We start from the raw sequence: 23,645 nt of genomic DNA, 5'->3' as shown, positions 1-23,645 counted from the left end.
GCCGCGGGTCGGGAAACGCCGGTATCCGTCCTGAACGTCTAGCATCTCGCTCGTGGCCCGTGAACTCGTCGTGCTCGGCACCTCCAGCGCCGTGCCCACCCGGCACCGCAACCACAACGGCTACCTGCTGCGCTGGGACGGTCAGGGCTACCTCTTCGACCCCGGCGAAGGGACGCAGCGGCAGATGCTGCACGCCGGGGTGAGCGCCAACGACGTGCACTGGATCTGCGTGACGCACTTCCACGGCGACCACTGCCTCGGCGTCCCCGGCCTGGTCCAGCGCATCGCCCGCGACCGTGTCCGGCACCCGGTCCGGGCCGTGTTCCCCGCCTCCGGCGAGGCCTACTGGCGCAGGCTCCGGCACGCCGCCCCGTTCGCCGACACCGACGTCATCGAGGAGCACCCGGTCGCGGGCCCGCTCGCCGCCGTCGGCCCGCTCACCGCGCGCCGCCTGTCACACCCCGTCGAGTCGTACGGCTACCGCGTCCAGGAGCCCGCCGGCACCCGCATGCTCCCCGAGAAGCTGGCGGCGCACGGCATCCGCGGCCCCGACGTGGGCGAGCTCCAGCGCTCCGGCTCCGTGCGCGGCGTCACGCTCGCCCAGTGCAGCGTCCCGAGGCCCGGCCAGTCGGCCGCCTTCATCATGGACACCCGCCTGTGCGACACCGCCTTCGAGCTCGCCTCCGGCGTCGACCTGCTGATCATCGAGGCCACGTTCCTGTCCTCCGAGGGGCCGCTGGCCAAGGAGTACGGCCACCTGACGGCGTTCGAGGCCGGCCTCGTCGCCGCCGACGCGGGCGTACGGCACCTCGTCCTGACGCACTTCTCCGAGAGGTACGGTTTCGCCCACGAACCGGCCTTCCTGGAAGAGGTACGGCGCACCTACGACGGGGACGTCACCCTGGCCAGGGACCTCATGCGGATCCCGGTGCCCCGCCGCCGTCACTGACCACGTAGAGCAGGGCGGCCATGCTGGTGCCGCAGACGAGGTCGCGCCGGTCGATGAGCCCGCGGATGTCCGCGAGCGGCACCCATGCGACCCGTTCGGCCTCCCAGGGGTCGGTGGGCGGACCGACGCGGGTGGCGCCGTCTGCGCGGAAGATGTGGTGCGCCGAGTCGGACAGGCCGTTGGTCGGCTGCGTGTACAGCAGCGGCCGCAACTGGCCCGGCCGCCAGCCGGTCTCCTCCTCGGTCTCCCGAGCCGCGGCGGCCGCCGGCTCCTCCCCCTCTTCGATCTTACCGATGGGGATCTCCCAGCCCCACGAGTCGGTGATGAAGCGGTGCCGCCAGAGCAGCAGCACCCGGCCCCGGTCATCGGTGACCACCGCGCCCGCTCCCGGCGCGGTCCGGATCAGGCGATGGTCCAGGCGCGTGCCGTCGGGCAGCTCCACGTCGGCGACCCGGACGTCGAGCCAGCGGTCGGTGTAGAGGGCTTCTTCGGAGTGGACCTGCCAGCGCATGCGGCGTGCTCCCAGCGTGGATGCCTTGCTCTCGGCCCTACGCTACAAGCGCGCCGCCTCGGCGGAGTGCGGATGCCGCTCCCAGAGCCCGGCGAAATACCCCACCCCGTAGGGCGCCGCCTCGGCGAGCACCCGGCCCGCGAACTCCCCGCCGCTCGCCGCGCCCGCCAGCACCTGCAGCGCCGCCCGCCCGCCGACCCACAGCCGGTCGGCCTCGGCCGCGTCCAGGGCCGCGAGCGCCTCCCCGTCCGCCCCGGCGACCGCGCGCACGAGCAGGTCGTTGTACGGGCGAGCCGCCGGGTCGTGGTGCCCCGGGGCCCTCGGGGTCAGGCAGGCCGATCCGTCGGCCATCACCAGCAGCGCCACCCTGCCCTCGCCCGCCAGCTTCGCGCCGAGCGCCAGGCAGTCCTCGGGCTCGGCGGCCGAGGCCACCGCCTGGAAGGCGACCGCGCCGGGGCCGTCTCCCACGCCGCTCTCCAGGAGCCAGCGCCCGACCGTCAGCGACAGGGGCAGCACCGGCTCGCCCCGGCCGACCCTGACGGCCACGCCCCACGGGTGCAGCGAACCCGCCGCCTGCGCGCCGTACCGTCCGGTGAGACCCGCGCCGCCCACGACGACCAGCAGGTCAGGGCTCGTGTCGTGGAGCGCGGCGACCGCGGTGTGGCAGGCGGAGCGGAGCTCGTCCAACTCGGCCTGGGCGGCGCCGGCCAGGGCGGGGACGAGCAGCGGGGTGTGCGGGCAGACGGCCGCGGCGACAAGCACAGCCGACAGCGTAGCGACGGCCCTCCCACCCCCACCGCCCCAGACCCTTCACCTGACCTTCGCCCTTCGCCTGACCTTTCGCCCTTCGCCCTTCGCCCTTCGCCCTTCGCCCTTCGCCCTTCGCCCTTCGCGGCTAGTGGAGCTGGTAGGGGTCGCGTCCTTCGCTGACGGCCTGGATCATTCTGGTGGCGTATCGGTGCGCCGCCTCGTGCAGGCCGTGGCCGTAGCTCACTCGGGCCACCCCCAGCTCGGCCAGCCGTTCCAGGCTCGGCGTACCGGGGGCGAAGAGGATGTTGACCGGTCCTCCCACCTCGCCGACCAGGGCCTTGATGCCGGCCTCGTCCGCGAGCCCGATCGGGTACACGCAGTCGGCTCCGGCCTCCAGGTAGCTCCGCGCCCGGTGCACGGCCTCGGCACGGGCGCGGTCGGGGTTCGACTCGCCTCTGATGTAGGCGTCGATCCTGGCGTTGATCACCAGCGCCTGCCCGGCCGCGGCCCGCACCTCGGCCAGGAAGGCGGCCTGACGCTCGGCCTCGATCAACTCGCCGGAGCGGGGGTCGGAGTCCTCCAGGTTGCAGCCCACCGCTCCCGTGCCGAGCAACCGCTCGACCAGTTCGGCGGGTTCGAGACCGTAGCCGCGCTCCATGTCGGCGGTCACCGGCACGTCGACGACCCTGACGACGCGTGCGACGGCGGCCAGCATCTCGGCCACCGGGGTGGCTTCGTGGTCCTCGTAGCCGAGCACCCGGGCGACGGCCGCACTTCCGGTGGCGACCGCCGCGAACCCAGCCTCGCGTACGGCCACCGCGGAGGCGGCGTCCCAGGCGTTGGGCAGGATCAAGGGCTTGCCGGGCACATGCAGCGCACGCAGCACGGCTACTGCTGCTGTGTCAGTCGTCATACCCGCTGATCTTAGGGACAGGGTGGCCTGGCACGCAGGTCCAATAACAGCGAATAAAGGCTGACCACTTCAGGCCACACGGTCCTACGGATGCGTGAATCGCGCGGTCCGCGGTGCCGGAGAGCGACGGACGCGTGAATCACGCGGTGTACGGGTGCCGGAGGGTGACGGACCCGGTGGATCGCGCGTGCCTGAGGGGCTCGGAGGTGCCGGCCGCTGTGATTCACCGTGGCTTGAGGGTGCCTGAGGAGTGAGTCACGCGGCCTGAGGTGGATGGCGCGGCTCCCGGACCGGAGGGTGACGGACCGTGTGCCACAACCGTGGGGGTGGGTCAGCAGGGATCGGGTCCCGCGCTGCTCCGCCTTGGGGGTGGGTCAGCAGCCGCTCTTGGCGCACTGGCCGGTGACGGCGCCGGCCGGGCCGTCCGCCGGGGTGTCGGCGGCGTCCTCCGGTGCCGGCTTGGACGGGCTCGTCGTGGGCTTCTTCGCCGGCTTGTCGCCGGTGTCCGACTCGTCCCTGTCGCGCGCGTCTGTGCCCGCGGAGCCCGTGTCGGTCGACGCCCGGTCAGCGGTGTCGCCTGTGCCGGGTGTGTCAGCGGTACCGGTGTCAGCCGTGTCGCCGAGGTCGTCGGTGGTGTCGCCGACTCCGTCGTCGGCGGTGTCCTCGGCCGTGTCCTCGGAAGGAGCGTCGTCGCCCTTCGAGGTCTTCTCGTCCGGGGCCTCCTGCTCGGCGGGAGGCGCCTGATCAGCCGGAGGCGCCTGCTGGCTCATCTGTACGGGGGTGTCGCCGCCGCTGACCATCACGTAGCTCACGCCACCCACGGCCAGTGCGGCCACGAGGACGGATGCCGCGATGGCGACGATCTTTTTGGGGTTTCTGCCGGACCTGCGATGGTCGCCCGGTCCGTCGAGGATGTCCTGACGATCCGGCTCGGTCGGATCTTGCATGGCCTACAGCTCCTGCGGTCGTATCGGGAAAGCTCTCCGGCTTCCGCGGGCGATGGACCACACTAGCCGCAACAGTGGAATGCTCGCGCACCAATCACGAAGGAATCACGACTTGTCCCCCCTTCGAGCTATTCGCCCAGGTAGCTACAACCGGTTCGCACCTGCGGCGGGCGTCGCCACGGTCCTGGCCATCGCGGGACTCGGAATTCTCCTGGCGTTCACTGGTCCTCGAAACCCGGTACGGAAAAGCGCTCCCGAATTCGATCAGGAAAGCGTGCTTTTCCATGGATCAAGAACGCCGTCGCATTCTCCTTGGTCAACGCCGGTTTCGAGCCCATCCTCCAGGCCCACGGCGCGAGCGAGCTCCGTCCCCGCCCACCGCCCCTCCCGCTCCTCCGCCCCGGCCACCGCCGCCCCCGGCTGGGTGCGCGTACTGCCGGCTCCCACCCGCGACGCCGGCGCACCGGCCCCGCGGACCGGCACGCCTCCCCCGGCACGGGCGGCCACCCCGGACGCGCGGTCCTCCCCGCTGATCACAGCGGCCCGTGAACCAGCCGTCCCGGAACCCGCCGCCTCTGAACCCGCTGTCCCGGAACCCGCCGCACCCGAACCCGCCGCCCCTGAGCGGACCGTCCCTGAGCAGACCGTCCCCGAGTCTCGCGCCACCGTCCCGGCGGGGCCGAACCCGTGCGCCACGTTCCAGGACTTCCGGTCGGACTACTGCAACCGGCTGCTCGACGGCCTTCGCCGCTGACGTACGTGAATGCGCGGTGAGATCCGGTCACCTCATCCGGCCGGCATCCGTCATCAGGAGTGAGACCGCACTGACGACGGAAGGAATCGAATCGTGAACGCGCGTATGAAGAACCCGGCCATGGTCCTGCCCGGCGCCCTGCAGGCGCTGACGTCGCTGGCCAAGGCCACCGAGCAGGCCGGGGTGCCGGCGACCACCCTCTACCTGGTCCACCTGCGCAGCAGCCAGATCAACGGCTGCGGCGTCTGCGTGGACATGCACGCCAAGGAGCTGCGGAAGGCGGGCGAGAGCGACGAACGCGTCTTCGCGGTGGCCGCCTGGCGGGACACCCCGTACTTCAACGACGCCGAACGCGCCGCGCTGGCACTGGCCGAGGCGGTCACCCGGCTCGCCGACCGGTCGGACCCGGTGCCGGACGAGGTGTGGGACGAGGCCGCCGACCTCTACTCGGAGCAGGAGCTCGCCGCCCTGATCACCGCGATCGCCACGGTCAACCTCTGGAACCGTCTCAACGCCACGACTAGGCAGGTGGCGGGCTCAGCCTGGTAGGCGGCCTGGTGGTCAGCGTACGGAGCAGCCGTCCGCCGCCGGGAGAGGCGCGGGCCGGCCGATCGCGGGCATCCCCAGCAGGACGCCGGGCCCCGCGGCGGGCGCGCCCTGCCGTGACTCCCACGCGTCGCCGGCCCGGGTGCGGCGCAAACCGCGCACCGGCCCGTCCGCCACCAGGTGGTGCGGTGCCGCGTACGTCACCTCGACCGTCACCATGTCGCCGGGCCGCGGGACCTCGTCGCCCACGGCGAAGTGCACGAGCCGGTTGTCGGCGGCGCGGCCCGACAGGCGGCGGGTGGCGTCGTCCTTGCGGCCCTCGCCCTCCGCGACCAGCACTTCCAGGGTCCGGCCGACCTGCTTCTTGTTCTCCTCCCAGGAGATCTCCTCCTGCAGGGCGACCAGGCGCTCGTAACGCTCCTGGACGACCTTCTTGGGCACCTGGTCCGCCATGGTCGCGGCCGGGGTGCCCTGACGGATGGAGTACTGGAAGGTGAAGGCGTTGGCGAAGCGGCTGCGTCGTACGACCTCCAGGGTCTCCTGGAAGTCCTCCTCGGTCTCACCGGGGAAGCCGACGATGATGTCGGTGGAGATGGCCGCGTCGGGCATGGCCGCGCGGACGCGCTCGATGATGCCGAGGTAGCGCTCGGCGCGGTAGGAGCGGCGCATCGCCTTGAGCACCCGGTCCGAGCCCGACTGCAGCGGCATGTGCAGCTGGTGCATGACGTTGGGCGTCTCGGCCATGGCGGCGATGACGTCGTCGGTGAAGGCGGCCGGGTGCGGGGAGGTGAAGCGGACCCGCTCCAGCCCCTCGACGGCGCCGCAGGCGCGCAGCAGCTTGCCGAACGCCAGCCGGTCGCCGAACTCGACGCCGTAGGTGTTGACGTTCTGGCCGAGCAGGGTGACTTCGAGGACGCCCTGGCCGACGAGGGTCTCGACCTCGGCCAGCACCTCACCGGGGCGCCGGTCCTTCTCCTTGCCGCGCAGCGACGGCACGATGCAGAAGGTGCAGGTGTTGTTGCAGCCGACGGAGATCGCGACCCAGGCGGCGTAGGCGGACTCGCGCTTGGTGGGCAGCGTCGAGGGGAAGACCTCGAGCGACTCCTTCAGCTCGACCTGCGCCTCACCCTCGATGCGGGCGCGCTCCAGCAGCACGGGCAGGGAGCCGATGTTGTGGGTGCCGAAGACCACGTCCACCCACGGCGCCTTGCGGACGATCTCGCCCTGGTCCTTCTGGGCCAGGCAGCCGCCCACAGCGATCTGCATGCGCGGGTTGCTCATCTTGGCGGGCCGCAGATGGCCGAGGTTGCCGTAGAGGCGGTTGTCGGCATTTTCCCGGACGGCACAGGTGTTGAACACGACCACGTCGGCGTCCGCGCCATCGGGCGCGGGCACGTAACCGGCGTCCTCCAGCAGGCCCGACAGCCGCTCTGAGTCGTGGACGTTCATCTGGCACCCGTATGTGCGCACTTCGTAGGTGCGGGCGCTCTCCTGGGTCAAAGTCATGGCATGTTCAAGGGTAGTCGGTTTACGGCTCGGGACAGCCGTGAGAGGCTAAAAGTCCAGCTTGACGGCACGATGTGATCGGATCGGTACCCCACAGTTAGTGACCAGCGTCCTTCCTACCTCTACCGTTTGGGTCCATGACGGAGAACGGTGACGTAACTCCACTCGTGCAGATGGAGAACGTCAACAAGCACTTCGGGGCATTGCACGTCCTGAAGGACATCAACTTGACCGTCTCTCGTGGCGAGGTGCTGGTCGTCATCGGTCCTTCCGGCGGCGGGAAGTCCACGCTCTGCCGGACGATCAACCGGCTGGAGACGATCGACGGCGGAAAGATCATCTTCGACGGCCAGGTGCTGCCCGAGGAGGGCAAGGGACTGGCCAGGCTTCGGTCCGAGGTCGGCATGGTGTTCCAGTCGTTCAACCTGTTCGCGCACAAGACGATTCGGGAGAACGTCACCCTCGGCCCCACCAAGGTGCGCCGCCAGGCCAGGGCCGAGGCGGACACCCGGGCGATGGAGCTGCTCGAGCGGGTCGGCATCGCGGCACAGGCGGACAAATACCCTGCCCAGCTCTCGGGCGGCCAGCAGCAGCGGGTGGCGATCGCCCGAGCGCTGGCCATGGACCCGAAGATGATCCTGTTCGACGAGCCGACCTCGGCACTGGACCCCGAGATGGTGCAGGAGGTGCTCGATGTCATGATCGGGCTGGCTCGTGACGGAATGACGATGATGGTCGTCACGCATGAGATGGGCTTCGCCCGTAGAGCCGCCAATCGGGTGGTGTTCATGGCCGACGGGCAGATCGTCGAAGAGAACACACCTGACGAGTTCTTCACCAACGCGCAGACCGAGCGAGCGCGTGACTTCCTTTCGAAGATCCTCACGCACTGACATGAAGAGGCAGGTACACATGCACATGCGTCGAGTGGGAGCGGTGTTCTCCATGGCGGCCCTCGCCGCCGGGTTGAGCGCCTGTGGCGGTGGCGGGGAGACCTACGCCACCGTGGCCGACAAGATCAGCGGCGGCGGCACCGTCGTCGTCGGCACCAAGTGGGACCAGCCGAGCTTGGGCCTGAAGGTGGGTGCGAACCCGGAGGGCTTCGACGTCGACGTCGCCAAGGCCGTGCTCAAGGAGGTCAACGGCGGCAAGGACGTGCAGATCGAGTGGAAGGAATCTGCCTCGTCCAACCGCGAGCCGTTCCTGCAGAACGGCACGGTGGACATCATCTTCGCCACCTACTCCATCACCGAGGAGCGCAAGCAGAAGGTCACCTTCGGCGGCCCCTACGTACTCGCGCACCAGGACGTGATGGTCCGCAAGGACGACACCTCGATCGCCGCCCCGAAGGACCTCACGGGCAAGAAGATCTGCAAGGCCGCGGGCTCCAACTCCTACAAGCGGATCACCGACCCGCCGCCGGACGGCGAGCTCGACCTTGACGCCACCACCGTCGACGCCGCCAACTACTCCGAGTGCATCCAGAAGCTGGGCGGCAGCAACCTCGACGCGGTCACCACCGACGACCTGATCCTGGCGGGCTTCGCCAAGCAGGCCGGTGGCAACTTCAAGGTGCTGGGCCAGGGCTTCACGGACGAGAAGTACGGCATCGGCCTGAAGAAGGGCGACACCAAGACGTGTGAGGCCGTCAACACCGCGGTGAAGAAGCTGTGGGACAACGGCACCATGAAGACCCTGCTGGACAAGTGGTTCGGCGGCATCGAAGGACTGAAGCTGTCCGAGGCAGCGCCGCCCGCCGAGGGCTGCAGCTAGTCACATCAGAGGCGGCGGCCGGGATCCGGCCGCCGCCGTCCTATGCGGTGGAGCACGATGGACGAACTGATCAAGTACGCGCCCGACCTCGCGGAAGGCTTTCTGGAGAACGTCAAGCTCTCCCTCGTGGCCGCGGTCGCCTCCCTCATTCTCGGCACGATCCTGGTGGCGATGAGGGTCTCCCCCACCCCGGTGCTGCGCGCGGCGGCCACCGTCTACGTCAACGTGGTGCGTAACACCCCTCTGACACTGGTGCTGGCCTTCTCCGCGCTCGGCCTCAGCGACCAGCTCGGCCTGATCTTCTCCGAGACGCCCAGGACCAACTCCTTCTGGATCGTCGCGATGGGCCTGTCGCTCTACACGGCCTCCTTCGTGTGCGAGGGTCTGCGCGCGGGCATCAACACCGTTCCCCTCGGCCAGGCCGAGGCGGCCAGAGCGATCGGGCTGACGTTCATGCAGTCCCTGTCGCTGATCATCCTGCCGCAGGCGTTCCGCGCCGTCATCGCGCCGCTCGGCAGCGTGATGATCGCCATGATCAAGAACACCACGGTGGCGACCGCCGGCGGATATCTCGCCGACGCCGCGGCCGTCATGAAGATCACCTTCGACACCACCGGCGCGTCGATCCCGATCTTCATCGGGCTCATCCTGGCCTTCATGGCCCTGACCATGCCCATCGGCTACTTCACCGGCTGGTTGGCCCGACGCCTGGCGGTGGCCCGATGACCTCCGTTCTGTTCGACACCCCCGGACCGCGCGGGCGGGTGCGCAACCACCTGCTCACGCTGCTCAGCGCCGTGGCGGTGGCGGCCGCCCTGTTCTGGGTCTACCGCGGCTTCGACGCCAAGGGGCAGTGGGAAGGCAAGATCTGGGAGCCGTTCCTGCTGGCCGACACCTGGGAGCACTACATCATCCCGGGCCTGGTCGGCACGCTGAAGGCCGCAGGGGCGGCCGCGGTGCTCGCGCTGGCCTTCGGCGCGATCTTCGGCCTGGCGCGGCTGTCCGACCACGCCTGGATCCGCGTCCCGGCGGGCCTGGTGGTCGAGGTCTTCAGGGCCATCCCGCTGCTGCTGCTGATCTTCTTCATCTTCTACCTGGCGCCGACCATGTTCGGCGGCGGCGACTACGCCTTCATCGCCGTGGTGCTCGGCCTGACCCTCTACAACGGCTCAGTACTGGCCGAGGTCGTCAGGGCGGGCGTGCACTCGGTGGCCAAGGGGCAGTCCGAAGCGGCCTTCGCCATCGGCATGCGCAAGAACCAGGTGATGCGCATGGTGCTGCTGCCGCAGGCGGTCACCGCGATGATGCCGGCGATCGTCAGCCAGCTCGTGGTGCTGCTGAAGGACACCGCCCTCGGCTACATCATCGCCTACGTGGACCTGCTCAACGTCGGGTTCAAGATCCTTCCGGCGGTCCACTTCGGCTCGCTGATCCCGGCGGCGATCGTCATCGGCATCATCTACGTGATGCTGAACATGGCGCTGAGCTACCTGGCCAACCTGCTCGAACGGCGTAGCCGGCGCAGCCGCAAGACCTCGGCCAAGCCGGTCGCGCCTCCCGGCGCGGAGGCCATCGGCCTGCGGTCCGGCGGCGGGCTGGACAGCACCGACTAGAGACGGCGTGGATCAACCGGCACACAGCGGCGGGGATTTCCGGCAGGATTCGGTTATGCCCGCCGCTTCGTGGCTCTCGCCCATCTCCACGACCCAGGTCGCCCGCGCGGGAGTCCGCGCGGGCTGGCCCAGCGCGCGCGACGGGCAGGCGTGGTGGACGGAGGACCGTCCCGAAGAGGGCGGCCGGACCACCATCGTCCATCGCGCCGCCGACGGCACCCGCCGCGAGCTGCTGCCCGCCCCCTGGTGCGCCCGCACCCGCGTGCACGAGTACGGCGGCCGCCCCTACACCGTGACCCCTGACGGCGCCGTCGTCTTCGCCAACCTGGCCGACCAGCGCCTCTACCTGCTCGACGGCACCATCACCCCCCTCACCCCGGACGGCGAGAACGCCCGCTACGCCGACCTCCTCGTCCACGACGGGCACGTCTGGTGCGTACGCGAGCACCACACCGAGGACGGCAAGATCTCACGGGCGATCGTGTCCGTCCCGCTGAGCGGCGGCCGGCCCCGCGAGCACGTCACCGGCCACGACTTCTACGCCTTCCCCGCCGTCTCCCCCGACGGCCGGCACCTCGCCTACGTCTGCTGGGACCACCCGCGCATGCCGTGGGACGGCACCGAGCTGCGCCTCACCCGCCTGTCCGACGGCCTGTCCTGGCCGATCCAGGGCGGCACGTCGGAGTCGGTCCTGGCGCCCCAGTGGAAGGACCACGAGAGCCTCTACCTGATCTCCGACCGGTCCGGCTGGTGGAACCTGTACGAGCTCGGCCTCCAGGGCGGCTCGCCGCGGCCGCTGTGCCCGATCGAGGAGGAGTTCGCCTGGCCCCTGTGGTACCTCGGCGGCCTGCCGTACACGATCCTCGACGACGGCCGGCTCGCGGTCCTGCACGGGCGCGGCGACCTGCGGCTGGGGCTGCTGGACCCGCGCACGCGGGTCCTCACCGACGTCCCCACCGGCTACGGCGGCTGGGAGCCCGCGCTGGCCGCCGACGGCACGTCCCTGATCGGCGTGGCGTACGGCGCCGCCACGGCCAGGTCGATCGTCCGGTTCGACACGGTGAGCGGCCGGTCCGAGGCGGTCAACGGCGGCGCGACGCCGCCCGACCCCGCCTATCTGCCGGCACCGCGGGCGGTCGAACTGCCCGGCGAGGACGGCCCCGTGCACGCCTTCCTCTACCCGCCGACGAACCCGGCCGAGACGGTCGAAGAGCCGGCCCCCTACGTGGTCTTCGTGCACGGCGGGCCGACCGGGCACGTCGGCACCGCACTCGACCTGGAGAAGGCGTTCCTCACCTCGCGCGGGATCGGCGTGCTCGACGTCAACTACGGCGGCTCCACCGGCTACGGCAGAGCCTACCGGGAGCGGCTGAAGGGGCAGTGGGGGCTGGTCGACGTCGCCGACACCGTCGCGGCCGCCCGCTGGCTCGCCGCCGAGGGGCTGGCCGACCCGGACCGCATCGCCATCCGCGGGGGCAGCGCCGGCGGATGGACCGTGATGGCCGCCTGCTGCCGCTCCGGCGTGTTCGCCGGCGGCGTCTCCTACTACGGCGTCAGCGCCCTGGCCCCGCTGAACGCGCACACCCACGACTTCGAATCCCGCTACGTGGAGTGGCTCGTCGGCCCGGACGACCCGCACGTCTACGCGCAGCGCGAGCCGCTCGCCCTGGTCGGCGGGGTGACCTGCCCGATGCTGCTCCTGCAGGGGCTCGACGATCCGGTCGTGCCGCCCGAGCAGTCGGCCGCCTTCGCCGACGCCCTGTCCGAACGCGGCGTCTCCTGCACCTACCTCGCCTTCGAGGGGGAGTCACACGGCTTTCGCCGCGCCGAGACCCGCTCCGCGGCGCTCGCCGCCGAATACGCCTTCTACCAGCAGCTCTTCACCTGACGCCAGCTCTATGAGGCCGGCTTTCGGCCGAGGCCGACTTCCGCCGAGGCCGGCTTCTAGCCTGAAACCGGCTTCTCGTCCGAGGCCGGCTTTCGCCCCAGGGCCGCTTTTCGCCTTTTCGCCTGAGATGTCAGCGGGCGAATTCTCCTGAGGCGTCAGCGGGCGAACTCCGTCGCCCGCGACTCCCGCACCACCGTGATCCGGATCTGCCCCGGATAGGTGAGCTCCTCCTCCACCTGCTTGGCCACGTCACGGGCGATCACCTGGGCCTGGATGTCGTCGATCGCGCCCGGCTTGACCATCACCCGGATCTCGCGCCCGGCCTGCATGGCGAAGACCTTCTCCACCCCCTCGTAGGACTGCGCGATCTCCTCCAGGCGCTCCAGCCGCTTGACGTACGCCTCCAGCGACTCGCGCCGGGCGCCGGGACGGCTGCCGCTGATGGCATCGGCGGCCTGCGTCAGCACCGCCTCGACCGTGCGCACCTCCACCTCGTTGTGGTGCGCCTCGATGGCGTGCACCACATCCTCCTGCTCGCCGTAGCGGCGCGCGATCTCCGCCCCGATCAGCGCGTGACTGCCCTCGACCTCGTGCGTGAGCGCCTTGCCGATGTCGTGCAGGAGTGCGCAGCGCTTCATCAGCGGCTGGTCCAGCTTGAGCTCCGCGGCCATGATCCCGGCGATGTGCGCCGACTCGATGAGGTGCTTGAGGACGTTCTGCCCGTAGGAGGTGCGGTATCTGAGCTGGCCGAGCAGCAGCGTCAGCTCCGGGTGCATGTCGGTGATGCCCAGCTCGACCAGGGCGTCCTCACCCGCGCGGGCGCACAGGTCCTGCACCTCCGCGCGGCTGCGCTCGTGGGCCTCCTCGATCCGCTGCGGATGGATGCGCCCGTCCAGCACGAGCTTCTCCAAGGTGAGCCGGGCGGTCTCCCTGCGCACCGGGTCGAAACAGGACAGCAGCACGGCCTCGGGCGTGTCGTCGATGATCAGGTTGACGCCCGTGGTGGACTCGAACGCCCTGATGTTGCGCCCTTCGCGGCCGATGATCCGGCCCTTCATCTCATCGCCCGGCAGGTGCAGGACGCTGACCACCGACTCCGCCGTCTGCTCCGCCGCCACCCGCTGCACCGCCAAGGTCACGATCTTGGTGGCGCGCTTCTCACCCTCCTTGCGGGCCTCCCCCTCGATCTCCCGTACGATCAGCGCGGCCTCGCGCTTGGCCTGGTTCTCGATCTCCTTGACCAGCTCGGCCTTGGCCTGCTCCGAGGTGAACCCAGAGACCCGCTCCAGGATCACCCGCCGCTCCTCCTCGACCTGCAGCAGCTCAGCACGCCGGTCGGCGAGCTCGACCTCGGTCTCGGCCAGCTTGCGGTCACGCTCGGCCTGTCGCCTGGCCTCCTCGTCCAGCCGCTGCTCCCGCTCGGCCAGCCAGCCCTCCCGGCGCTCCAGGTCGGCGCGCAGGTCCTTGAGCTCGGTCTTGAGGAGCCGGCTCTCCTCCTCGACCTCGGTGCGCATCCGCGCCGCCGACTCCGCCGCCGACTCCGACCTGCGCAGAATCTCCTCCGCGTCGGACTCAGCCTTGAGACGGATCTTCCCGGCCTCCTCACGCGCCTGCTCAAGCTCGGTGTGTACGGCCTCGACCTGCTCAGGAGTGGGCTTGGCGGCCTTTGAGACGCTGCCCGAGGTGCGCCGGACGACGATGTAGAGAGCCGCCATCATCCCGCAGGTCAGGACGAGCACCGCCACCGACAGCACTACGACAAGCGGCCCCATGTACGCCCCGCCCTCCTCGCGTCGTCAACACCCACAAACGCGACCCTCGCAACGGAGGGTCACGGGCGCGGCGCGGAAAGCCGGAACGGCGTCATTCCCAGGACCGATATCAAGCCAAGACTGACCGGGCGCCGACTGTCACAGCCGACACCTCGCCCGTCTGTCGTTCGTCCGTCGTTCACCGGTATGGCAATCCGCACTGCGCGGAGTAACTCCTCACTGCCGTCGAGGTTATGCGTCGAACAGGTCACGAGCAAGCAAACGCCTTATCAAGCGTGTCTTACGAGTCATCATGCTGGATCTTCGTAAGATCGATGATCACATACTTGCCTTTCAACTCATACGTCACCAGACGCCCTTGGTGTCCCGTTGATGGTGATGTCGTTCCGGGTGCCCGGCCGAGATCTCGCTCGCTTGCCGGTGCACCAGGTCTTCCAGGCCGCGCCAGGTCTTCCAGGGCCTTTCATGAGCCGGCCGTCCGGTCGACGAACGCACCGCCACCCACCCGCGACCACCGGACGCCTCCAGCGCTCGTGAACCCACATCCGCCGCCCCCGGTAGCACCACGACCCCGGACAGCTCGCCCGACCGCAGAAGACTCGCCCGACACCATGACCTGCCCAGACGACTCGCCCGACGACACGACCTGCTAGAGAAATCGCCCGGCGCCCCGCACAGCTCCGAATGGCACACACGGAGGACCAGCATCGACGTGCCTCACGTACGCGAACGACGCAGGCGCCGGGGCACGGACGCGCAGCACAGGCACTCACCCTCAGGAGCAGATCCGCATCAGGCCGGACTGGGTCATGGGTAGTCGTCCTCGACCTCGATGCCCTCCTGCTCCAGCGCCTCCCGGACCACGCGGAACGCCAGGCCGGGGGCGTACCCCTTTCTGGCGAGCATGCTCGCCAGGCGACGGGTGCGGGCCTTGGCGTCGAGGGAACGGGTGGAGCGGAGCTTTCGCTCCACGAGCCGCCGGGCCGTTTCGAGCTCCTGGTCAGGATCGAGGCGTTCGACTGCTTCGTTGACCGTTTCCGAGTCGACGCCACGGTGGCGGAGCTCGGCGGCGAGGGCACGCTTGGCCAGGCCCCGGCCGTGGTGACGGGAGTCGACCCAGGCTTCCGCGAACGCCTCATCGTTGATGAGACCGAGCTCGGAGAACCGGTCGAGCACCTTCTCCGCCGCCTCGTCCGGCACGTCCCGTTTACGGAGGGCCTCGGCCAACTGAGCCCGGGTCTTGGGCGCCATGGTGAGCAGGCGGAGAACGATCCCCCGCGCCACCGACTCGGGATTGGCGTGCGGGGTGGCGCCGGCGGGTGAATCGGGATCCGGCCCATCAGCCAGCCACCCGCTTCCCGCCCCACTCGCAGCACGCCGCCCCTTACCCGCTCGGCCGCCCCCGCCCTGCCGACCACGGCCTCGGCCACCGGCAGACCGGCGCCCCTTACCGGTCCCCCCTTCCTTCGGCCACCCACCGTCAGAGGAACCGTAGGAATCATCGCCGGTCAGGGCAGCCGAGTCGCCTCGGTCACCACTAACAAAACCGGACCAGTCGTGCCGTTCGCCAAAGCCGCCATCCGACCGGCCGACACCCGCCTGACCAGCGCCGTACTGGCCACCACCTACAGGACCACCGCCGTACGACTCACCGCCCGAAAGACCCGCGTCGTACAGATCATCGCCCGGAGAACCCGCGTCGTGCGACTCACCGCCCGCAGAACCCACATCGTGCGGCTCACCACCCGGAGGAACTGCGTCGTACGGATCACCGCCCGCAGGTCGACCATCGGAACCGTCGCCCGTTGTGTGGCCGGATTTCGGTCGGCGGTCCGCAGGTGACTCGCCTACTGGCCTGTTGGGCTCGGTGGCCAGTGGAGGCTGTCGATCTGCGGGAGCCGGTGGCGCGTGGTCCGGGGAAGCCGTCTCAGGGTCGGCAGACCAGGGAGTCGACTGCGTGGCGGAAGGCTTATCGGGCGGTTGGGAGTCGTCCGATGGCGGGCGACGGAGTGCGCGCAATTCGCTGAGAGAAGGCCACCCATTGCCGCCCGTGGGCTGCGATGCCGCAGATGATCGCGACGAGGTGCCTCTCGGCTGCATCCCAGAAGCACCCGCCCCGGAAAGACCCGGCTTAGGAAGACCTATCCCACCCGACCCGTCTGGTCCCGAGCCGGGGGTGGCTCTTTCCGCCGCTTCCCCGGCGCGTTGGCCCTTTCGGCGGGAGCGGCGGCGGGGGGAAGGGGGGACGTCTGGCCAGGCGCCCCAGTCTCGGGAGGGAGGCGCCTGGTCCGGGTCCGTGTCACTCATGCGGCGACCGATCAGACGTCACCGGGCTTCGGGGTGGACTTCGCGCCTCGGGCGGCGGGGGCCGGGGCGGCGGGGGCGGCGGCGGCCGCCGGGGCCTCGGCCGGCACGTCGAGGCGCGGGCCGACGCCCAGCTTGTCCTTGATCTTCTTCTCGATCTCGTTGGCCATGTCGGGGTGGCTCTTCAGGAAGTTACGGGCGTTTTCCTTGCCCTGGCCGAGCTGGTCGCCCTCGTAGGTGTACCAGGCTCCGGACTTGCGGACGAAGCCGTGCTCGACGCCCATGTCGATGAGGCCGCCCTCGCGGGAGATGCCGACGCCGTAGAGGATGTCGAAGTCCGCGACGCGGAAGGGCGGGGCCATCTTGTTCTTGACGACCTTGACCCTGGTGCGGTTGCCGACCGCCTCGGTGCCGTCCTTGAGGGTCTCGATGCGGCGGATGTCCAGGCGGACCGAGGCGTAGAACTTGAGCGCCTTGCCACCCGTCGTGGTCTCGGGGGACCCGAACATGACGCCGATCTTCTCGCGGAGCTGGTTGATGAAGATGGCGGTGGTGCCGGTGTTGCTGAGGGCGCCGGCGATCTTGCGCAGGGCCTGGGACATCAGGCGGGCCTGGAGGCCGACGTGGCTGTCGCCCATCTCGCCCTCGATCTCGGCCTTGGGCACCAGAGCGGCCACCGAGTCGATGACGATGATGTCGACGGCGCCGGACCGGATCAGCATGTCGGCGATCTCCAGCGCCTGCTCACCCGTGTCGGGCTGGGAGACGAGCAGCGCGTCGGTGTCGACGCCGAGCTTCTTGGCGTATTCGGGGTCGAGGGCGTGCTCGGCGTCGATGAAGGCCGCGATGCCGCCCGCCCGCTGGGCATTGGCCACCGCGTGCAGGGCGACCGTGGTCTTACCCGAGGACTCGGGGCCATAGACCTCCACGATCCTGCCGCGCGGCAGGCCGCCGATGCCGAGCGCCACGTCCAGGGAGATCGACCCGGTCGGGGTAACTTCGATGGGGGCGCGGGCGTCATCGCCCAGGCGCATCACAGACCCCTTGCCGAACTGCCGCTCGATCTGAGCTAGAGCCGTTTCGAGGGCCTTCTCGCGGTCGTTGATTGCCATGGGAAACTCCCCCTGGAGAGTTGTGGTCCGAACAGTCGAGTGAAAGCTACGGCCTGCCACCGACATTTTCTGGCGAAGCCACGGGCCCATCTTAGCCGAACGGCTGTTCGATCACACCCTGAACACGCGTACCACGGTGGCCCCGGCCACGCTCTTGGCCCCGTACTTTCACCCGTGTTGTGCCGTACGTGTTGTCATGCTCCGTGAGCTGGGGAGACTCACAGGGACAGCGGGAGGTAGCGACGTGAGGAGCGCGTACACCGGGGAGCGGCGCGGCCATCTGGAGGCGCTCGCCGAGGTGCTGCCCGGCCACGGGCTGGTGAGCCGCATGGTCGGCGACGAACACGCGGTGCTGTGGGTGTGGCAGCCGCAGAGCGGCCGGCAGACGCTCGTCTTCGCGACCCCGGCGCACCGCGGCTGGTTGTTCCTGTGGTCGCCCGGCGGTCAGTGCCGCGCCGACGATCCGGAGCGGGCGGCCCGGGCGCTGAAGGAGGCGCTGGAGTCAGCGGAGCCGGGGTGAGACCTCCTCCACCTGGCAGACCGCCCGCCAGACGGACTTGGCGCTCTCGCCGTCGGCGAGGGCTTGGGTGACGGTGCGACCGCCGAGTGGGGCGAGCACGTAGTCGCGCGCCCAGGACTCGGCGTACGGGTCACCGAAGTGCTCGCGCATACGTCTCCAGAATTCGGTCAGGCGCATGTCACAAGTATGGAAGGTGTCAGGGGATGGGTAGGACCACCCCATGGCAAAGACCCCCAAGTCCTCACCCCCGAAGTCGACCCTGGCCAAGGCGAACAAGGCCCGCCGCCGCCGATTGCGATTAGCGCGGCGAACGGCGATCCAGCAGGAGAAGGGCGAGCGTTCCGAGAGGCACGCCGGCATCAGGCAGGAGCCCCGCGCGGGCACGCCGCGCAGGCGTAAGGCGTCGCGGCGGTAGGTCACAGCACGCGAGCGCCGTACATCTCCCCGAGGTGGTCGGCGAGCAGCTCCAGCCGGGCGCCGTCGGGGTCCTTGAAGTAGATGGAGGCGCCGCTCTCGACCTGGTGCGGCACGCCGGCCATCTCCAGCTTGCCGCGCAGCCGCTCCCAAGTGGCGGGGTCGACGGAGATCGCGATGTGGTGCAGTCCGCCGAGCACTTCCTGGTACGGGCCCAGGTCGAGGCCGGGGAAGTCGAAGAAGGCCAGCAGGTTGCCGTTGCCGACGTCGAAGAAGAAGTGGCTGGAGCCCTTGTAGTCGCGGTTCTCGAAGATCTCCGTCAGCGGGAACTCCAGCAGTTCCTGGTAGAACTTGACGGTGCGTTAGACGTCGGACGAGACCAGGGCCATGTGGTGCAGGCCCCGAGCGCTGCTCGGCGGTCGGTGCGCTAACACGTACCGGTCTCTGATCTCCTCGCGGCGAGCCTCGATGGCTGCGTGGTCGATGGTCACTGTCGGTGTATGTCCGCCGATGCCACCGCTCAATCACCCGGGCTCGTGACAATGCGTTTTCTGTCGGTGCGACGAGGCAGTATGGGCGCGTGAGCTCGCTCGACCACTTCAGCCAGGTGACCAGGCAATGGTTCGCCGGGGCCTTCGCCGCGCCGACCGCCGCCCAGGAGGGCGCGTGGGAGTCGATCGCGCGTGGCGACAGCACTCTCGTGGTGGCGCCGACGGGCTCGGGCAAGACGCTGGCGGCCTTCCTCTGGTCGCTCGACAGGCTGGCCGCCGAGCCCACCGAGCAGCCGGGCACCAAGGTGGTCTATGTCTCGCCGCTGAAGGCGCTGGCGGTGGACGTGGAGCGCAATCTGCGCGCGCCGCTGGCCGGGCTCAAGCAGACGGCGCGGCGGCTGGGGCTGCCGGTGCCGGAGATCTCGGTGGCGATCCGGTCCGGGGACACGCCCGCCCAGGATCGCCGGCGGTTCGCCGCCCGGCCGTCCGACATCCTCATCACGACACCGGAGTCGCTGTTCCTGCTGCTGACCAGCCAGGCGCGAGAGGCGCTGCGCGGGGTGCAGACGGTGATCGTGGACGAGGTGCACGCGGTGGCGGCGACCAAGCGCGGCGCCCATCTGGCCCTGACTCTGGAGCGGCTGGACGCCCTGCTGGAGCGGCCCGCGCAGCGCATCGGGCTGTCGGCGACCGTGCGGCCGGTCAGCGAGGTGGCGACCTTCCTCGGCGGCGCGCGCCCGGCGGCCGTGGTGCAGCCGCCGTCGGACAAGCGCATCGAGGTCGAGGTGGTCGTCCCGGTCGAGGACATGACCGAGATGGAGGCCCGGCCGAGGGAGGCGGGCGCCGACGACTTCGCGCCCGACCCGGCCAACCGGTCGATCTGGCCCCATGTGGAGGAGCGGCTGTTCGACCTGATCGAGGCGCACAGCTCGACGATCGTGTTCGCCAACTCGCGGCGGCTCGCCGAGCGGCTCTGCACCAGGCTCAACGAGCTGGCCTACGACCGTCGGCAGGGCACCGAGGCGGTGGACCTGTCGATCTGGGAGACGCCGGCCGACGGCGCGTCCGGCATGCCCGCGCAGGTGATGGCGCAGGCGGGGGCGAGCAAGGGCGCGCCGACGGAGATCGTACGCGCTCATCACGGCTCGGTGTCCAAGCAGGAGCGGGCGCAGATCGAGGAGGCGCTCAAGTCCGGCCGGCTGCCCGCCGTGGTCGCCACGTCCAGCCTGGAGCTGGGCATCGACATGGGCGCGGTGGATCTGGTCGCCTGTGTGGAGGCGCCGCCGAGCGTGGCGAGCGGGCTGCAGCGCATCGGCCGGGCGGGCCACCAGGTGGGCGCGGTGTCCAAGGGCGTGATCTTCCCTAAATACCGTGGCGACCTGGTGCAGACGGCCGTGGTGGCCGAGCGGATGAAGAGCGGCCTGATCGAGGAGCTGCGCTATCCGCGTAACCCGCTCGACGTGCTGGCCCAGCAGATCGTGGCGATGACCGCGCTGGAGGAGTGGACGGTCGACGAGCTGGAGACCGTGGTCAAGCGCGCCGCCCCCTACGCCACGCTGCCGAGGAGCGCGCTGGAGGCGACGCTCGACATGCTGGCCGGCCGCTATCCCAGCGAGGAGTTCGCGGAGCTGCGGCCGCGCGTGGTGTGGGACCGGGTGACGGGCACGCTGCGGGGGCGGCCGGGCGCGCAGCGGCTGGCGGTGACCAACGGCGGCACGATCCCCGACCGGGGGCTGTTCGGGGTGTTCCTGGTCGGGGAGAAGTCCTCCCGGGTCGGCGAGCTCGACGAGGAGATGGTCTACGAGTCCCGCGTCGGCGACGTGTTCGTCCTGGGCGCGACGTCATGGCGGATCGAGGACATCACGGCCGACCGGGTCCTGGTCTCCCCCGCGCCCGGCCAGCCGGGCAAGCTGCCGTTCTGGCACGGTGACACGGCGGGCCGCCCCGCCGAGCTGGGCACGGCCATCGGCGCCTTCCTGCGCGAGCAGGCCAAGCAGGAGTCCACCGAGCGGCTGCGCGAGGCCGGCCTCGACTCCTACGCCGCCGACAACCTGGTGGCCTACCTCCGCGAGCAGCGCGAGGCGACCGGCTACGTGCCTGACGACCGGACCCTGCTGGTGGAGCGGTTCCATGACGAGCTGGGCGACTGGCGGGTCGTCATCCACTCCCCCTACGGCGCGCGGGTGCACGCGCCCTGGGCGCTGGCGATCAACCGGCGGCTGCGCGAGCGCTACGGCCTGGACGTGCAGGCCGTCCACTCCGACGACGGCATCGTGCTGCGCATCCCGGACACGCTCGCCGAGCCGCCCACCGACGTAGCCGCGTTCGACGCCGACGAGATCGAGCGGATCGTCACCGAGGAGCTGGGCGGCTCCGCGCTGTTCGCCTCCCGGTTCCGGGAGTGCGCGGGGCGGGCGCTGCTGCTGCCGCGCCGCACGCCGGGCCGGCGGAGCCCGTTGTGGCAGCAGCGCCAGCGGGCCGCGCACCTGCTCGGGGTGGCCTCGCAGTACGGTTCGTTCCCGATCGTGCTGGAGACGATGCGGGAGTGCCTGCAGGACGTCTTCGACGTGCCGGGGCTGGTGCGGCTGATGCGCGATCTGGCCGCGCGGCGGGTGCGGCTGGTGGAGGTGGAGACGTCGCAGGCGTCGCCGTTCGCCGCGTCGTTGCTGTTCCACTACGTCGGCGCGTTCATGTACGAAGGCGACGCGCCGCTGGCCGAGCGGCGCGCGCAGGCGCTCGCCCTGGACACCACCCTGCTCGCCGAGCTCCTGGGCCAGGCCGACCTGCGCGAGCTGCTCGACCCCGACGTGATCGCCGACACCGAGCGGGAGCTGGCCAGGCTCGACCGGCCGCTGCGTGACCTGGAGGACCTGTCCGACCTGCTGCGCTCGCACGGGCCGCTGCAGGCGCCCGACGTGAGCGTGCGAGGTGGGGATCCGGCCTGGCTGGAAGAGCTGGAGCGGGCGCGCCGGGTGATCAGGGTACGGCTCGCGGGCGAGACGCAGTGGGCCGCGATCGAGGACTCGGCCAGGATGCGTGACGCGCTGGGGGTGCCGCTGCCGGTCGGGATCCCGCATGTCTTCCTTGAGCCGGTCGCCGACCCGCTGGCCGACCTGGTGGCCCGGCATGCCCGCACCCGTGGGCCGTTCCAGGCGGGCACGGCGGCGGCCAGGTTCGGCCTGGGCGTGGCCGTGGTGGGTGACGCGCTGCGCAGGCTGGCGGCCTCCGGGCGGGTGGTCAACGGCGAGTTCCGGCCCGGAGGGCGGGGCGAGGAGTGGTGCGACGCGGGCGTGCTGCGGATGCTGCGCCGCAGGTCGCTCGCCAGGCTGCGCAAGGAAGTCGAGCCGGTGGCGGCGGAGACGCTGGCGCTGTTCCTGCCCGCCTGGCATGGCGTCACCGGGTCCGGCGGGGGCGCGGGGGGCGGCGACGCACGCGTGACTTCTTCCGGCGGCGGCGCGTACGCCGCGCGGGCGATGGACGGGCTGGTGCGGGCGGTCGAGCTGCTCCAGGGGGCGGCGGTGCCCGCCTCGGCGTTGGAGACGCTGGTGCTGCCGTCGCGGGTGCCCGGCTACCATCCGGCCCTGCTCGATGAGCTGACCTCCTCCGGTGAGGTGATGTGGGCGGGGCAGGGGTCGTTGCCCGGCAGCGACGGGTGGGTGTCGCTCTACTTCGCCGACACCGCGCCGCTGCTGCTCCCGGAGCCGGCCGAGATCACCATGACGCCGGTGCACGATCAGGTGCTTGAGGCGCTCGGCGGCGGTGGGGCGCTGTTCTTCCGCGGGCTGTCCGACAGGCTCGGCCTGCTCGACGACCAGGCGCTGGCCACGGCGCTGTGGGATCTGGTGTGGGCCGGGCGGGTGTCCGGCGACACGCTGGCGCCGCTGCGCGCCACCCTCGGCTCCGGGCGGCCGGCGCACCGGCCTGCGACGAAGCGGCGGCGGGCGGTGCTGCCGAGCCGGAGCGGGCCGCCGACCGTGGGCGGGCGGTGGTGGCTGCTTCCCGAGGCCGCGGGAGACGTCACCCAGCGCGCCAACGCCCAGGCGGAGGTGCTGCTGGAGCGGCACGGCGTGGTGACGCGGGGGGCGGTGACGGCTGAGCGGCTGCCGGGCGGGTTCACGCCTGTTTACCAGGTGTTGCGGGCTTACGAGGAGAGCGGGCGGTGCCGCCGCGGCTACTTCGTCGAAGGTCTCGGCGGGGCCCAGTTCGCGCTGCCCGGGGCGGTCGACCGGATGCGCGCGATGGCGCCCAGCGTCGCCCCGACCGGCGGGATGCGCCTGGAAGGCTCCCCCTACGGGCCGCCATCCTCCGATACGTCCCCCTCCGGCACGACGCCCTCGGACACATCACCGTCCGGTACGACACCCTCGGACACATCACCCTTCGGCACGACACCCTCCGGCGCGACACCGCCCGGTACGGGTTCCTTTGCAGGGGCGCCCACCGATGTGGCGTTCACGAGCGCTGGGGGGCCGGTAGGCGCGGGCGGTCAGCGGGGGGCGGCTCGCAGGGCCGTGGTGCTGGCCGCCGCTGACCCTGCCAACCCGTACGGAGCCGCCCTGCCGTGGCCGCAGCATCCGGGCGAGGTCGGGCACAAGCCCGGACGTAAGGCGGGGGCGCTGGTCGTGCTGGTCGACGGCCATCTGGTGCTCTACGTGGAGCGTGGCGGCAAGACGCTGCTGTCGTTCGCCGACGGCGACCGGTTGCAGCCTGCTGTGGACGCGCTGGCGCTGGCTGTTCGCGATGGCGCCCTCGGGAAGCTGACGGTCGAGCGGGCCGACGGCGGCTCGATCGTGGACTCGCCGCTGGCGGCGGCGCTGGAGTCGGCCGGTTTTCATCCCACCCCCCGGGGCCTGCGGCTGCGCGCCTGACCCGAAGATCGTCA

At 70.8% G+C, this 23,645-nt stretch carries 21 protein-coding genes and 1 pseudogene; 12 read left to right on the top strand and 10 right to left on the bottom strand.

The features are described from left to right. The first annotated feature begins 52 nt into the window (after nucleotides 1-52). On the top strand, nucleotides 53-949 hold the full coding sequence (locus tag ACIBQX_RS27380) for a ribonuclease Z (protein ID WP_397009294.1): 897 nt from the start codon (nucleotides 53-55) through the stop codon (nucleotides 947-949). Here the strand turns inward: ACIBQX_RS27380 and ACIBQX_RS27375 are convergent. From ACIBQX_RS27375 to ACIBQX_RS27360, 4 genes are all read right to left on the bottom strand, one after another. Beyond that, nucleotides 915-1,460, bottom strand: a complete 546-nt coding sequence (locus ACIBQX_RS27375) for an NUDIX domain-containing protein (protein WP_397009292.1) — start codon at nucleotides 1,458-1,460, stop codon at nucleotides 915-917. The two genes, ACIBQX_RS27380 and ACIBQX_RS27375, sit on opposite strands and share 35 nt — an antisense overlap. A gap of 42 nt (nucleotides 1,461-1,502) precedes the next feature. Further along, nucleotides 1,503-2,222 carry a hypothetical protein gene (locus ACIBQX_RS27370; protein WP_397009290.1) on the bottom strand — a complete coding sequence of 240 codons (720 nt, stop codon included), beginning with the start codon at nucleotides 2,220-2,222 and terminating at the stop codon, nucleotides 1,503-1,505. Nucleotides 2,223-2,355: 133 nt separating this feature from the next. Further along, nucleotides 2,356-3,123, bottom strand: coding sequence for an isocitrate lyase/phosphoenolpyruvate mutase family protein (locus tag ACIBQX_RS27365; RefSeq protein WP_397009288.1), 768 nt, complete (start codon nucleotides 3,121-3,123; stop codon nucleotides 2,356-2,358). Between the two features lie 374 nt (nucleotides 3,124-3,497). Continuing rightward, nucleotides 3,498-4,070, bottom strand: coding sequence for a hypothetical protein (locus tag ACIBQX_RS27360; protein WP_397009286.1), 573 nt, complete (start codon nucleotides 4,068-4,070; stop codon nucleotides 3,498-3,500). A gap of 424 nt (nucleotides 4,071-4,494) precedes the next feature. Here ACIBQX_RS27360 and ACIBQX_RS27355 point away from each other — a divergent pair, with 424 nt between their 5' ends. Beyond that, nucleotides 4,495-4,824: a hypothetical protein gene (locus tag ACIBQX_RS27355; protein ID WP_397009284.1), complete on the top strand. Its 330-nt coding sequence runs from the start codon at nucleotides 4,495-4,497 to the stop codon at nucleotides 4,822-4,824. 93 nt (nucleotides 4,825-4,917) lie between these two features. Next, complete coding sequence (locus tag ACIBQX_RS27350; protein ID WP_397009282.1) at nucleotides 4,918-5,373, top strand: carboxymuconolactone decarboxylase family protein; 456 nt, start codon at nucleotides 4,918-4,920, stop codon at nucleotides 5,371-5,373. Between the two features lie 12 nt (nucleotides 5,374-5,385). On the opposite strand, the gene miaB is transcribed toward ACIBQX_RS27350, so the two are convergent. After that, the gene (miaB, locus tag ACIBQX_RS27345; RefSeq protein WP_397009280.1) at nucleotides 5,386-6,876 is read right to left on the bottom strand and encodes a tRNA (N6-isopentenyl adenosine(37)-C2)-methylthiotransferase MiaB; all 1,491 of its coding nucleotides are present in this window, start codon (nucleotides 6,874-6,876) and stop codon (nucleotides 5,386-5,388) included. Between the two features lie 173 nt (nucleotides 6,877-7,049). Here miaB and ACIBQX_RS27340 point away from each other — a divergent pair, with 173 nt between their 5' ends. The 5 genes from ACIBQX_RS27340 to ACIBQX_RS27320 are packed head-to-tail and all read left to right on the top strand — an operon-like array spanning nucleotide 7,050 to nucleotide 12,150. Beyond that, a complete protein-coding gene (locus ACIBQX_RS27340) occupies nucleotides 7,050-7,769 on the top strand; it encodes an amino acid ABC transporter ATP-binding protein (protein WP_397009802.1) in 720 nt (239 codons plus the stop codon). A gap of 19 nt (nucleotides 7,770-7,788) precedes the next feature. Further along, entirely contained in the window at nucleotides 7,789-8,649 is an 861-nt protein-coding gene (locus tag ACIBQX_RS27335; protein WP_397009278.1) for a glutamate ABC transporter substrate-binding protein, read from the top strand. A 57-nt stretch (nucleotides 8,650-8,706) separates the two neighbouring features. Continuing rightward, on the top strand, nucleotides 8,707-9,375 hold the full coding sequence (locus tag ACIBQX_RS27330) for an amino acid ABC transporter permease (protein WP_397009276.1): 669 nt from the start codon (nucleotides 8,707-8,709) through the stop codon (nucleotides 9,373-9,375). Then, nucleotides 9,372-10,262: an amino acid ABC transporter permease gene (locus tag ACIBQX_RS27325; protein WP_397009274.1), complete on the top strand. Its 891-nt coding sequence runs from the start codon at nucleotides 9,372-9,374 to the stop codon at nucleotides 10,260-10,262. Before ACIBQX_RS27330 ends, ACIBQX_RS27325 begins: the two co-directional genes overlap by 4 nt. Nucleotides 10,263-10,317: 55 nt before the next feature. Then, entirely contained in the window at nucleotides 10,318-12,150 is a 1,833-nt protein-coding gene (locus tag ACIBQX_RS27320; RefSeq protein ID WP_397009272.1) for a S9 family peptidase, read from the top strand. 155 nt (nucleotides 12,151-12,305) lie between these two features. On the opposite strand, the gene rny is transcribed toward ACIBQX_RS27320, so the two are convergent. Next, nucleotides 12,306-13,922, bottom strand: coding sequence for a ribonuclease Y (gene rny / locus ACIBQX_RS27315; RefSeq protein WP_397009270.1), 1,617 nt, complete (start codon nucleotides 13,920-13,922; stop codon nucleotides 12,306-12,308). Between the two features lie 807 nt (nucleotides 13,923-14,729). After that, a complete protein-coding gene (locus ACIBQX_RS27310; protein ID WP_397009268.1) occupies nucleotides 14,730-15,206 on the bottom strand; it encodes a regulatory protein RecX in 477 nt (158 codons plus the stop codon). Nucleotides 15,207-15,479: 273 nt separating this feature from the next. On the opposite strand from ACIBQX_RS27310, the gene ACIBQX_RS27305 reads away from it, so the two are divergent. Next, nucleotides 15,480-15,764, top strand: a complete 285-nt coding sequence (locus ACIBQX_RS27305) for a hypothetical protein (protein ID WP_397009266.1) — start codon at nucleotides 15,480-15,482, stop codon at nucleotides 15,762-15,764. A 476-nt stretch (nucleotides 15,765-16,240) separates the two neighbouring features. Here the strand turns inward: ACIBQX_RS27305 and recA are convergent, their stop codons facing one another. Next, nucleotides 16,241-17,338 carry a recombinase RecA gene (recA, locus tag ACIBQX_RS27300; protein WP_397009264.1) on the bottom strand — a complete coding sequence of 366 codons (1,098 nt, stop codon included), beginning with the start codon at nucleotides 17,336-17,338 and terminating at the stop codon, nucleotides 16,241-16,243. A gap of 244 nt (nucleotides 17,339-17,582) precedes the next feature. On the opposite strand from recA, the gene ACIBQX_RS27295 reads away from it, so the two are divergent. Further along, the gene (locus ACIBQX_RS27295) at nucleotides 17,583-17,858 is read left to right on the top strand and encodes a hypothetical protein (RefSeq protein WP_397009262.1); all 276 of its coding nucleotides are present in this window, start codon (nucleotides 17,583-17,585) and stop codon (nucleotides 17,856-17,858) included. Here the strand turns inward: ACIBQX_RS27295 and ACIBQX_RS27290 are convergent. After that, nucleotides 17,841-18,035, bottom strand: coding sequence for a DUF3046 domain-containing protein (locus ACIBQX_RS27290; protein WP_189141664.1), 195 nt, complete (start codon nucleotides 18,033-18,035; stop codon nucleotides 17,841-17,843). The two genes, ACIBQX_RS27295 and ACIBQX_RS27290, sit on opposite strands and share 18 nt — an antisense overlap. Before the next feature lie 43 nt (nucleotides 18,036-18,078). Here ACIBQX_RS27290 and ACIBQX_RS27285 point away from each other — a divergent pair, with 43 nt between their 5' ends. Continuing rightward, nucleotides 18,079-18,273, top strand: a complete 195-nt coding sequence (locus tag ACIBQX_RS27285; RefSeq protein WP_397009260.1) for a hypothetical protein — start codon at nucleotides 18,079-18,081, stop codon at nucleotides 18,271-18,273. 1 nt (nucleotide 18,274) lies between these two features. Here ACIBQX_RS27285 and ACIBQX_RS27280 read toward each other — a convergent pair. Then, nucleotides 18,275-18,622 (bottom strand): annotated as a pseudogene (locus ACIBQX_RS27280) (VOC family protein); the annotation flags it as partial. Nucleotides 18,623-18,852: 230 nt separating this feature from the next. On the opposite strand from ACIBQX_RS27280, the gene ACIBQX_RS27275 reads away from it, so the two are divergent. Beyond that, nucleotides 18,853-23,631 carry an ATP-dependent helicase gene (locus ACIBQX_RS27275; protein WP_397009258.1) on the top strand — a complete coding sequence of 1,593 codons (4,779 nt, stop codon included), beginning with the start codon at nucleotides 18,853-18,855 and terminating at the stop codon, nucleotides 23,629-23,631. Nucleotides 23,632-23,645: the final 14 nt, after the last annotated feature.

The organism is Nonomuraea sp. NPDC049714, assembly GCF_044465295.1.
Lineage (GTDB): Bacteria > Actinomycetota > Actinomycetes > Streptosporangiales > Streptosporangiaceae > Nonomuraea.
Note: the sequence above shows the minus strand (reverse complement) of the source record. Positions and strands in the feature narration are given on the sequence as shown.